Annotated in this window: 11 protein-coding genes; 1 reads left to right on the top strand and 10 read right to left on the bottom strand. The window is 40.1% G+C overall.

The window, feature by feature from the left end; translation table 11 throughout:
• Positions 1–8: 8 nt before the first annotated feature.
• On the bottom strand, positions 9–1,100 hold the full coding sequence (locus tag SB775_RS11485) for an extracellular solute-binding protein (RefSeq protein ID WP_410861669.1): 1,092 nt from the start codon (positions 1,098–1,100) through the stop codon (positions 9–11).
• A gap of 2 nt (positions 1,101–1,102) precedes the next feature.
• Positions 1,103–2,326 (bottom strand): ROK family transcriptional regulator, encoded by a 1,224-nt coding sequence (locus SB775_RS11480; RefSeq protein ID WP_317777755.1) that lies wholly within the window; start codon positions 2,324–2,326, stop codon positions 1,103–1,105.
• Between the two features lie 264 nt (positions 2,327–2,590).
• Between SB775_RS11480 and SB775_RS11475 the strand changes: the two genes are divergently transcribed.
• Positions 2,591–5,098: an NEW3 domain-containing protein gene (locus SB775_RS11475; protein WP_410861668.1), complete on the top strand. Its 2,508-nt coding sequence runs from the start codon at positions 2,591–2,593 to the stop codon at positions 5,096–5,098.
• A 379-nt stretch (positions 5,099–5,477) separates the two neighbouring features.
• On the opposite strand, the gene SB775_RS11470 is transcribed toward SB775_RS11475, so the two are convergent.
• The 8 genes from SB775_RS11470 to SB775_RS11435 form a co-directional block, all read right to left on the bottom strand.
• A complete protein-coding gene (locus tag SB775_RS11470) occupies positions 5,478–6,089 on the bottom strand; it encodes a PadR family transcriptional regulator (protein ID WP_089362807.1) in 612 nt (203 codons plus the stop codon).
• 79 nt (positions 6,090–6,168) lie between these two features.
• Complete coding sequence (locus SB775_RS11465; RefSeq protein ID WP_410861667.1) at positions 6,169–6,882, bottom strand: HoxN/HupN/NixA family nickel/cobalt transporter; 714 nt, start codon at positions 6,880–6,882, stop codon at positions 6,169–6,171.
• Between the two features lie 122 nt (positions 6,883–7,004).
• Positions 7,005–7,829 (bottom strand): urease accessory protein UreD, encoded by an 825-nt coding sequence (locus SB775_RS11460; RefSeq protein ID WP_410861666.1) that lies wholly within the window; start codon positions 7,827–7,829, stop codon positions 7,005–7,007.
• Positions 7,829–8,440, bottom strand: coding sequence for an urease accessory protein UreG (gene ureG / locus SB775_RS11455; protein ID WP_061461647.1), 612 nt, complete (start codon positions 8,438–8,440; stop codon positions 7,829–7,831). Before ureG ends, SB775_RS11460 begins: the two co-directional genes overlap by 1 nt.
• Positions 8,441–8,460: 20 nt before the next feature.
• On the bottom strand, positions 8,461–9,147 hold the full coding sequence (locus tag SB775_RS11450) for an urease accessory protein UreF (protein WP_144529933.1): 687 nt from the start codon (positions 9,145–9,147) through the stop codon (positions 8,461–8,463).
• A complete protein-coding gene (gene ureE / locus SB775_RS11445) occupies positions 9,137–9,595 on the bottom strand; it encodes an urease accessory protein UreE (protein ID WP_089362804.1) in 459 nt (152 codons plus the stop codon). The genes SB775_RS11450 and ureE overlap by 11 nt, the downstream gene beginning before the upstream one ends.
• A 22-nt stretch (positions 9,596–9,617) precedes the next feature.
• Positions 9,618–11,330: an urease subunit alpha gene (ureC, locus tag SB775_RS11440; protein ID WP_410861665.1), complete on the bottom strand. Its 1,713-nt coding sequence runs from the start codon at positions 11,328–11,330 to the stop codon at positions 9,618–9,620.
• Positions 11,327–11,650 carry an urease subunit beta gene (locus SB775_RS11435; RefSeq protein ID WP_125161899.1) on the bottom strand — a complete coding sequence of 108 codons (324 nt, stop codon included), beginning with the start codon at positions 11,648–11,650 and terminating at the stop codon, positions 11,327–11,329. Before SB775_RS11435 ends, ureC begins: the two co-directional genes overlap by 4 nt.
• Positions 11,651–11,658 lie beyond the last annotated feature (8 nt).

The following is an 11,658-nucleotide window of genomic DNA, read 5'->3' as shown; positions in this document are numbered from 1 at the left end:
ACACTTCCTTATTCTTTAATTTCTTTATCCCCACTTTTTATATTTTCGTCCCAATATTTCATCCACTCGTCACCTTTTTCTTGGAATGCATTCCAATCAATATCCATCGCTTTAATTTCTGTATCCGTGATCCATTCAGGTAAATCCTTCACATCACTTCTGGTCGGAATCCTGTAAAAGTCTTCCGCCAAAATCTTCGCGGCTTCTGGTGAATTCACAAACTCATAAAACGCTTCAGCCGCTTTGGGATGTTTGGCACCTTCAACGATGGCAATTCCTTCTGTCAATACTGGCGTTCCGCTTTCAGGAATGACGAACTCAAACGGATAATTTTTATTTTCTTTCAGCATGACAACATCCGGCATTGCCCAAACGGAAAGCGAGCCCTCTCCTTTTGCCACCTTGTTATACATCATTTCCGGGTTGGCTGAATATTCCTTTGTATTTTGGTCGAGCTTCTTTAACCAGTCATATCCTTCTTGTGGATCATTTGTTTTCTTATACGTACGATAGATCATCGCAGAAAAAATTGTCCTCATCGTCCCGGAGGCTAGCGGATAGCGGAGGATGATTTCATCTTTCCACTTCGGATCAAGCAGCTCATCCCAATCTTTCGGCACTTCGGCTTTGGATAGTTCTTTGCTGTTGTACATGATGACTTCCGGTGTCTGGCTCGTTCCCGTCCAATACCATTCCGGATCGCGGAATCCTGCATCAAGACTATCGGAATAGGTAGGCTTATAAGCAGCTAGCAGCCCCTCATCTTTTGCTTGATTGAAGTTAGTGGAAGGTGCTCCCCACCAAACGTCTGCCTGCGGATTATTTTTTTCTGAGCGAACACGGTCAAGGACTTCCTGAGACCCCATGTCAAGCCACTCAACATCAATGCCATATTTACCTTCGAACTGCTTTTCGAATGTTGATAAAATATCTTTGCCATGCGGTGAATAAACGACGATTTTATCTTCCAACTCACCTTTTTCTCCCTTGGCACCGCCAGCATCCGAATTCGTTTTCGTATCAGTACCGTTACATCCTGAAATCAATATTGCTGCCGATAAAGTCAGTACTGAAACAAGCGACTTTTTCCTCTTTTTCATTATTAATCCCCCTCATCATGAAAATTCAAAATGCTATCATGTTCCCTTAAGAATAGGGAAACCGCTCCTAATACTCCTGCGTTTTCTCCCAGTTGTGAAATTTTCATTTCTACTAAACTTGGAAGATATCGATCAACGATCTCACGAATTCTAGGTAAAATGTATTCAGATGAATTTAATACACCACCTCCTAATATGATCACATCTGGATTTAGCAAACTAGCCGCATTGACAATTCCGCAGGCTAAATGTTCGATTGCTTCATTAATGACGGCCATGGCTGTCGTGTCCCCTTTTTTCGCGGACAAAAAGGCATCTTCCCCTGTCAGTTCGGAAGACTTGGCCCGTTCAAATAAAGAATGCTGAGGATCTTTGAGAACAGCTCTGGTAAAATGACCGCCAATCGATTTTCCTCCTGCGACACTTTCCAAATAACCGTACCTATGGAAAATCGGCTTGAATTCACGCTTCATATCCTCTTTGTCCGTCACCATATAACCCATCTCCCCAGCTGCACTGGAAGCCCCTCTGTATAACTGGTTATTCAAGATAATGCCGCTTCCTATACCGGTTCCAACCGCAATGAACAACAAATTCCGCTTATTTTGTGCATTACCCAGCCACTGTTCACCGAGTGCCGCCGCGTTTACATCATTGTCGAGAAAAATAGGGAAATCAAAATACCGTTTCGCTTCCGCTATAAACGGATATTGAATCCATCCTAAACTCGGTGCCTCTATGACTAATCCGCTTGCCGTTTGCGTTATACCAGGAATCCCAACCCCCATCCCTAATATCCTGTTTTTCACAATCTGATTCTTTGCAATTAACCGTTCCGTTTCAATCGCCATTTGTTTAAGAAGACCTGATTGCAAATAATTTTTTGTTGAAAAACTAGTTTCAGCAAGGATTTTTCCACTTAAATCACATAAAACGATTTTCACTTTCGTCCCGCCAATATCAGTCCCAATGATATAGGCAGCCTTCTCATTGAAAAAGAGCTGGATAGGCCTTCTCCCACCTTGAGAAGAGGACTCTCCAATCCCTTTCTCAAATACCCATTTCTCCTGTATAAGTTCATCCACAGCCAGAGAAACAGTCGGTTTACTCAACTGAAGCTTAACGGCGATTTCCGCTCTTGAAATGGGTGAACATTGTTGTATGCATTGAATGATCCTTTTTTTATTTGCATATTTTTGATGACTGGGTGTTTTTTTAAAACTCATCACATCACGGCCTTACATCATTTAGTTAGTAATTCTTCCTAATTAAGTAAAAATATAACTCAAAGGAATTTAGCACACAAGTTATTTTTTGTTTTTTTTAAATATTCTTATTTTAATAGTTACTTCGCATTATTTACATTTATAACCAACAATGATATTTATTAGATATGTTTTTTCCGCCTGGTTGGTTAGAAAATATTACTAACCTACATTAATTTCTTCACAAAAGTTTAGGTATTTTAGTTGAAGGAGGTTAAAAGAAAAATGAAAAAAGCTCTGGTATCTTTGCTTTCTCTTTGGTTCGTTCTTGCATCATTGCCGCTCGGGGGCAGCGCTGCAAAAACGGAGAAAGCCAACGTTGAGTTATGGAATGCAGTCAAGCCACTCGAGACGACCGTGACATTCTTAAACAGCGGAGCCCATCCAGATGATGAGCGAAGTGACTTTCTCGCTTATCTATCGAGAGGATTAGGTGTGAAGACATCCAGCCTGATTGCAAATCGGGGTGAAGGGGGACAAAATGAAATTGGGGATGAACTGGACAATGCTCTTGGAATCATCCGTTCAAGAGAAATGATAGAAGCTGCAAAAATCACTGGGGTGAAGGCGTATCATCTAAGTGAAACAACCTCTGATCCCATTTATGATTTCGGCTTCTCTAAAACACCAGGAGAAACATTAGAAAAGTGGGGTGAGGAACTCACGTATGAACGGCTTATCCGCTTTATTCGAACATATCAGCCTGATATATTGATGCCTTCCTTCCAAAATGATGATACCCAGCATGGACATCATCGAACAATGACAATCTTAAGTGAACGTGCCTTTAAGGATGCCGCTGATCCAACTGTTTTTCCACAACAATTGAAACAGGGTCTATCTGTATGGCAAGTGAAAAAGTTATATTTACCTGTTTCCTCCACAGATCAAGCAACCACTTCGATTGAAATCGGAAAATATGATCCAATATATGGTATGACTTACCCGCAGCTTGGGGAACAATCCCGCTATCTTCATAAAAGCCAAGGCATGGGTTCTGATATTCCTGCAGCACCTCGACAGATCCATCTGGATTTGAAACAAAGTGCCGTTGATACAAAAAAACAGTCGGACCTTTTTGCAGGTGTACCTTATAATTTTACAGAATGGGCTGAAAAACTCCCACATTCAGCTTCAAAATTAAAGGGTGAATTTAAATACTTACAACGAAATTTGGATGCCGTTATTACGGCTTATCCAAATGATAAACGTGTTTTTTCAACATCCCAAACAGCGCTCTCCAATGTTCGTTCAATTATTGCGCAAATCAAAAAGGCTAAGCTAAGCCCTGCCACGAAGAACGACTTGATTCATAAGCTCTCATTAAAAGATGAGCAATTGCAAAACGTCAGTTATGTCTCCTCAGGACTGGATGTTCAAGCTAAAGCTGCTTCAAGGATTCTTACGAAAGGCCAAAATACGAACGTAACCGTAACCTTGAAGAATAACGGGAAACAAGCATTGAAAAAAGTCGCGGCTGTATTGAACGTGCCTAAAGGATGGACGGCTAAAACAAAATCCAATGAAATCAATCTAAAACCAAATGAATCAGCAAAAATAACCTACCAGGTTAAAGTCCCAGAAGATGCAGCTTATTACCATGCTTATGATGAATCAACAATTACAACCAATATTTCTTATAAATACGGCAGCACCAAAACTGCCATAAAGGAAGAATTAGATGGAACGATAGCTGTCCTTCCTGACGTTGGCCTTACCCTATCTCCTGAAGATATCGTGGTAAATACAGTAGATGTAAAAGAAGAAATACCAGTGACCGTAACCTTGAAAAATTATACAGAGGGAAAGATATCAGCAAAGGTCGCTTTGAAAATCCCTGAAAATTGGGGAATTAGCCCTGAAAAAGCCACCGTATCATTTAATGAAAAATCAGAAGAAAAACAAGTGAAGTTCACCCTCACACCACCGAAGGCAATTCAAAATGGGGAATATCAGGTTAAGGCAGTTGCCACTGTCAATGGAAAAACCTTTGATTCAACCATCCAGGAAATTTCCTATGACCATATCGGAACATTCTATTACCAATACCCAGCAGCCATCAACACCGTTGCATTTGAGCTTTTAATGCCGCCTTCATTAAAAGTGGGTTACATTGAAAGTGGATTTGATAAAGTAGCAGATTACTTAAGCAATGCAGGCCTTAACATTACAAAGTTAACAGCAGCTGATTTAGCAGAAGGTGATTTGAGCCAATACGACACGATCGTTACAGGCATACGTGCCTATCTATCCAGGGAAGATTTGAAGGCAAATAACGCTCGTTTACTTGAATATGTGGAAAATGGCGGTCATCTCGTCGTTCAATACCATAAACCCGGTGATGGATGGGATGCCCTGAAGACTGCCCCATATTCACTTACCCTCGGGAATCCTTCCATTCGCTGGAGGGTAACAGATGAAAATGCCGCGGTAAACGTGTTGAAACCAGAATCAGCGCTTTTTAACTATCCAAATAAAATAACATCGGACGACTGGAATAATTGGGTTCAAGAAAGAGGATTGTACTTCCCAATGAAATGGGATGATCGATTTGAAACGTTCATTTCCATGGCTGATCCGAATGAAGCACCATTTGATGGCGGAATCCTTATGGCGAAATATGGTAAAGGCACCTACCTTTACACGAACCTTGTCCTATACAGGCAAATTCAAGGTCAGGTTCCAGGCGGTTATCGAATCATGACGAACCTGATTAGTTATGGTGCCCAGTAAATAGGGAAGAAACCTATGCAAGTTTTGACTGCATAGGTTTCTTTTTTCTGATGTTTGCCCAATTGAAGCTTTACTAGATTTCCGATTTACCTGCCTACGATTAAAAGAGGCTGTTTTGTCAGCGGTGATTAAAGACTCCAAATTTTGAGGTGCATCTTCAAATATATACTTAATATCTTCAACGAATAACTCTCCTCTTAAATATTCATTAGAGGGAACCTTTCGCTTTGATTGTAGGAAAATTCCCCAACAACATCAAAAGGAGGGCTGTGCTTTTAAACAGCCCTCCTTTTTTTGGTATCAGATTCAATAATTAAGCTTTTGGGATGATTGGGATGCACAGGCACCGAAACAAAGCTGGAATTTTTGATTATAGTCATTAAATCAATATCTTGTCTTGAATGATTATATTAAGTTTTCCTACAATGATTCCTAACATTAAATTGTTTAATCTAGCTTTCTCAATCAAATTCAGAACCCACTTACACCATGAAATTTCTTCTTCATCTAACATACTCCTTCTATTAAAAAGAATATAACCACCAAAATGTTTAGATGTCATTTCTAACCCATTCTTCCCATGTGTTTGTTCAATTCTGGCTATATTTTCATCTCGCAAAGCCACGGTTTGTTCTAATTTAGCAATTCGGTCCTGAATTAATTTTTTTGCATTTTCTTCATTCGATAACCAAATCGAATACATCTTAATAAGAAATTCATCTCGAATGATCGGATCAGAAGGCGATTCAGTGACCCATTTTTCCAGAGTTTCTCTTCCCTTTTCTGTGAGTGAATATATTTTCTTATCAGGTTTACCCGTTTGTTCAATATGTTCAAATTCCAAAAGCCCATTCTTCTCCATTTTAGTTAACAGAGGATATATTTGACTATGCTTCGCAGGCCATAATACCTCTAAATATCCAACTAATTGATAGCCGGAACATGGATTTCTACCAAGCGAACTAAGTATCGCATATCCAAGAGTATTCATCTAATCCCCCTTCATCCATATATAGCATTCAATAATAGTGTGTATGTTAGCATGCTTCGATTCAACATTCCTTACTGACTTAAAACCAAAGGTTAAATAATCCTTCATTAACCCCTAAATTATACATATAATATATTCCAAAAATCATGCTAATTGTGCCCATTGTGAATACAAGTGTTCTACTAATTTTAACACGTTTCATACTTAACACAAAAGGGATACCAATAATCGTAGTGAAAAAAAGCATACCAATGACCGTTCCTACTCCAAATAAAAGGATATAAATAGCCGCTTCCCAAACACTCTTTACTGTACTCATCGTCAATATAACCATAGTGCCACTTCCTGCAAGACCATGGACTAGACCAATAGACATCGATTTCAAATATGAAACATGTTTATGTTTGTGTTTATGCTCATGTTTACCACCATGTTCATGGGTATGGACATGTTTATGTTCATCTCCATCATGTCCATGCGTATGTACATGGATACTTTTGAAAGAAAGAATCGTTGTAACACCAAGATAAACAAGCATGATTCCTACTAAAAATTCTAGGGACATAGACCATTTCCCTGGTATTTCACCCTTCATAAGAATTAGAATAATACCAACTATAAATAATGTTATCGTATGACCTATCCCCCAAAATACCCCTGCTAGAGAAGCGTGCCATAACTTTTTACTTTGACTTGCAATTGTTGATACTGCAATCACATGATCAGGCTCAATTGCATGCCTGATCCCCAAAACAAAACCTATCGTTAAAACTGAAAACAATGTAACATCCATAAATATTTCTCCTTCAAACTTTTTGTCCCTTATAAAGTGAAACTTCCATAAGTGGCGGTTTTTTACAGCCTGATTAACCCGGATAAAAGCCCGGCAACCTTTTGATTGCCGGGTTCTAAGTATTAATACTTTCTTAGAAAACACGGTTTTGCATTAAACCACTCTTGACTAATAATTCGGTGACACTCAGTAAAGATTTTCTCTATTTCTTGTGTCGAGTTAGCTAATACACGAACCGTAAATCCTGGTACAGATAATAAAGATAGTCCAACTTTATATCGATCTGTATTCCCATTAATAGCCTGATATAGCCGATCAAGGAGGTCAGGGCTTGTTTGTTCGCCAACCACAATCATGGAACCTAAATGCGAAAACCCTTCCATGAATCCAATCTTCTCTATATTTTGGGCAGCAGGATTCAATTGAATATGATCATAGGCCACAAGCTCATCGTCCATATAAATTTCATTGATGAATTGAAGCCGATTATAACTGAAACGATCTCCATCCGGAGACCACCCTGGGGTTAAAATGTCGGAATAAAGGAAAGTCGCCCCTTTCTCCATCCGAATGACATTTTTTTGTTTATAGCGCGCGTCCTGATACATAATAAGCGGATCCGGAATATATTCGAGATAACATCCAGACTGTAGAATGATCTCTGTTTCCTGGTAGGCATGAGTGTTAGGTGTCTTATAAACCTTTGTTGCGGATTGTGTCGTTAAGGTTAGTCTCGCTTGCTTCTCGAGCGTAATTTGTATTTTATAGCGATCTCCGTCTAAATAGCCTCCACCGGGGTTCAATATATAATAACAAGCCTGTCCAGAGTCGTCATGATAAACCGGACGCATCACTTTCAATGCGCCCTGAAAATATACATTTTTCGCTACAGTCTTTCCATTCCTATCTTCGACATCTAGACACAAAACTCCAGTCCAGTCTTCCATTATTCCAATCCTTTTAATAATGCATTCTTCATAAGCCAGTTAATGACCTGATCAAGCCCCGTGTTATCTTTTAAATTGGTGAAAACAAACGGTTTATTTCCGCGAAAAACCTTCGTATCAGACTCCATCACTTCGAGGCTTGCGCCAACGAAAGGAGCTAAATCCGTTTTATTAATGATGAATAAATCTGATTTAATCATCCCTTGGCCACCTTTACGCGGAATTTTTTCGCCTTGAGCTACATCAATAATATAGATGGAGAAATCCACAAGTTCTGGGCTGAATGTCGCCGCAAGATTATCGCCTCCACTTTCCACAAAAATGAGCTCTACGTCCGGATGCTTCTCTTTTAATTCATCTATAGCCGCAAAATTCATGGAGGCGTCTTCACGAATAGCTGTATGTGGACATCCGCCTGTTTCAACCCCAATAATACGGTCTGCCGGTAGGACTCCATTTTGCATTAAAAATTTGGCATCTTCTTTTGTATAAATATCATTCGTCACAACGGCCATGCTGATTTCACCTTCTAAATGACGGGTTAGCCTTTCAACCAACATCGTTTTTCCGGCTCCAACAGGTCCGCCTACTCCAATTTTAATCGGTTCCATATAAAAACACTCCTTCTATATTAAGACATGAAAATACGAATGTTCACACGCTCATGTTTCATTTGAGATAACTCTAAACCTGGTGAAATGATTCCAAAATCCTCTTTATCCAAAGTTTGAATTTTTTCTGTCGCCTCTATTAAAGCACTTTGAAACTCATGAATCGTCTTCTGTCCCGCGGTTTGTCCTAACGGAATCGCACGAACGGCATTTTGAACAAGACTTGAAATAGTAGAATACAAATAATAGAGGGTGGTAGTTGATTTCGGAACACCAAGATGGTGCCCTATCATCGTAAAAGCAATAGCTGGATGTCCAAAGGAGTGCTTCTCCTTAATCCGTTTTTGATATTGCGAGTGAACAGGAAACTCATATAAAGATCCCACAAGGTTTACCATGCGTTCTCCCATTCTTTTGGTGCCTTCTCTCGTTTCACGCGGCAAATTTTGAACCGTCAGCATTCGATCGACCTTCCACACCGTTTGTACATCCTCATTTTCCAAGGCATCATAGACAAGACGGGTTGCCAGCCCATCTGAATAGACAAGCTGTTCATTTAAATATACGTGAAGCCACTTGGAAAACGATGCTTGATCATACACTTGATCTTCTTGAATATACGTCTCTAGACCATATGAATGACTAAAAGCACCAGTTGGAAAATTCGAATCACATAGTTGGAATAAAGAAAGAATATTAGGATTCATGGCTATGTCCAATATGGCGAAAAGCCTGTTTTACTTTCCGATCTTCACGTGTAAAAGGAATTTGAAGCTCTTGAAGCAATTCTTCAACAAGATAATCATACTGAACGAGCATATTATTCTCTTCAAATTGAGCTGGAAGGTGACGATTCCCCAATTGGTGGGCAATCGTTCCCATTTCATTTAAACTTCGCGGGCTAATGACTAATAGATCATCGGAAAGGACATCTACGACAATCATATTTTTATCATCCATATATAAAACATCGCCCGCCTTAAGGTCACGCAGTTCTTTTAAGCGAATGCCAATTTCGTGGCCGTGGTCGGTGGTCACTCTTTGAATCCGTTTCACTAAATTAGCACTTTCCAGGTACACCTTTTCCATATGGCGTTTCGCAATTTCTTCTCTGTCCATTGCGTCGATATTTGTAACAATTTTTTCAATGATCAATATTTTCACCTCAAAATAAGACTTAAAATAAGAAATAGCGTTGTCCCATCGGTACTATATCCACAGGTTCACAAGTAATGAGTTCCCCGTTTACTTTTACCTCATACGTTTGTGGATCAACCGTAATCTCAGGCGTTTCGGAATTAAGCTTCATATCCTTTTTCGTTAAGTTTCGAATACCATGAACTGGAAGAACCGTTTTTTCCAAGCCTAATTTTTCATGCACTTTATCATCAAAAGCGACTTGAGAAACAAAGGTAATTGAGCTCTTAGACAAGGCTTTTCCATAAGATCCATACATTGGCCGATAAATAACTGGCTGTGGTGTCGGAATGGACGCATTGGCATCACCCATTAAGCTTTCTACGATAAAGCCATTTTTAAGAATCATTTCAGGCTTCACGCCGAAAAATGCCGGTGACCAAATGACAAGGTCCGCCATTTTTCCCACTTCAATCGAACCGACATATTCAGAAATACCATGAGTGATAGCAGGGTTAATCGTATATTTAGCTACATAACGCTTTGCGCGATTATTATCAGAAAGCTCGCTGTCACCTTCCAACGCTCCTCGCTGTTTTTTCATTTTATCTGCTGTTTGCCATGTACGTAAAATAACCTCGCCAATTCGTCCCATTGCTTGTGCATCTGAGCTAACCATACTGAATACACCCATGTCTTGAAGAATATCTTCAGCCGCAATCGTTTCGCGTCTAATCCTTGAATCAGCAAAGGCAAGATCTTCAGGAATAGATGGGTTTAAATGGTGACACACCATTAACATATCCAAATGCTCGTCAATCGTATTAATTGTATATGGCAATGTCGGGTTTGTAGATGATGGAAGAACATTCATAAAGCTCGCTGATTTAATTAAATCAGGAGCATGTCCGCCCCCTGCCCCTTCCGTATGGTACATATGAATAACTCGGTCTTTAATCGCCGCTAGCGTGTTTTCCAAAAATCCGCCTTCATTCAACGTGTCTGCATGAAGGGCAACTTGTACGTCATATTGGTCCGCTACTCGGAGAGCGTGGTCGATAGCAGAGGCTGTAGCTCCCCAGTCTTCATGCACTTTTAATCCAATTGCGCCTGCACGGACTTGCTCAGCTAACGCCTCATCGTTCGCAGCTTGTCCTTTTCCAGTGAAGCCTACGTTAATTGGAAATCCTTCCGCTGCTTGCAGCATTCTATGAATATTCCATTCACCTGGCGTAACAGTTGTGGCTTTTGATCCTGCAGCAGGACCCGTGCCTCCTCCAATTAAAGTTGTAAGACCGGAAGCTAATGCAGTCTCAACCTGTGCAGGATTAATAAAATGTACATGGGAGTCGATTCCACCAGCTGTGACGATCATCCCTTCCCCAGCAATAATTTCTGTAGAAGCCCCAATTACAATATCCACATTATCCATTACTAAAGGATTTCCGGCTTTTCCGATTCCAGCAATTTTTCCGTCACGGATTGCAATATCCGCTTTATAAATTCCGGTATAGTCTAGAATAACAGCATTTGTAATGACTACATCCGGAACTCCATCTTCGCGAGTTGCAAGAGGATGTTGCCCCATCCCGTCACGGATTACTTTTCCGCCGCCAAAAACGACTTCTTCACCATATGTAGTATAATCTTTCTCAATTTGGATCACTAAATCTGTATCCGCTAAACGAATGGAATCTCCTGTCGTTGGACCATACATCCCGGCATATTGCTTTCTTGACATTTTGTAACTCATTGATTTCCCCCTCTTTCCACGGATCCATCTGTTTTATTATTAAATCCATACACACGACGTTCTCCACCAAAATCAATCAATTCTATTTCTTTTTCATCTCCAGGCTCAAAACGAACGGCAGCACCCGCAGGAACGTTTAACCGTTTCCCAAACGCTTCTTCGCGATTGAATTGAAGAGCTTCATTGATTTCATAGAAGTGGAAATGAGAGCCAACTTGAACAGGCCGATCTCCTGTATTAATTACAGACAGCTTTGTGACTATTTTCCCGGCATTACAAATAATTTCTTCTTCCTTTAAAAATAGTTGCCCTGGTATCATTTAGCATG

The organism is Peribacillus sp. SIMBA_075, assembly GCF_046534585.1.
Note: the sequence above shows the minus strand (reverse complement) of the source record. Positions and strands in the feature narration are given on the sequence as shown.

What these genes read in the sequence shown, in the direction of transcription:
- SB775_RS11485 (WP_410861669.1), bottom strand. Translation starts at nt 1,100, where the DNA reads ATGAAAAAGAGGAAAAAGTCGCTTGTTTCAGTACTGACTTTATCGGCA.
- SB775_RS11480 (WP_317777755.1), bottom strand. Translation starts at nt 2,326, where the DNA reads ATGAGTTTTAAAAAAACACCCAGTCATCAAAAATATGCAAATAAAAAA.
- SB775_RS11475 (WP_410861668.1), top strand. Translation starts at nt 2,591, where the DNA reads ATGAAAAAAGCTCTGGTATCTTTGCTTTCTCTTTGGTTCGTTCTTGCA.
- SB775_RS11470 (WP_089362807.1), bottom strand. Translation starts at nt 6,089, where the DNA reads ATGAATACTCTTGGATATGCGATACTTAGTTCGCTTGGTAGAAATCCA.
- SB775_RS11465 (WP_410861667.1), bottom strand. Translation starts at nt 6,882, where the DNA reads ATGGATGTTACATTGTTTTCAGTTTTAACGATAGGTTTTGTTTTGGGG.
- SB775_RS11460 (WP_410861666.1), bottom strand. Translation starts at nt 7,829, where the DNA reads ATGGAAGACTGGACTGGAGTTTTGTGTCTAGATGTCGAAGATAGGAAT.
- ureG (WP_061461647.1), bottom strand. Translation starts at nt 8,440, where the DNA reads ATGGAACCGATTAAAATTGGAGTAGGCGGACCTGTTGGAGCCGGAAAA.
- SB775_RS11450 (WP_144529933.1), bottom strand. Translation starts at nt 9,147, where the DNA reads ATGAATCCTAATATTCTTTCTTTATTCCAACTATGTGATTCGAATTTT.
- ureC (WP_410861665.1), bottom strand. Translation starts at nt 11,330, where the DNA reads ATGAGTTACAAAATGTCAAGAAAGCAATATGCCGGGATGTATGGTCCA.
- SB775_RS11435 (WP_125161899.1), bottom strand. Translation starts at nt 11,650, where the DNA reads ATGATACCAGGGCAACTATTTTTAAAGGAAGAAGAAATTATTTGTAAT.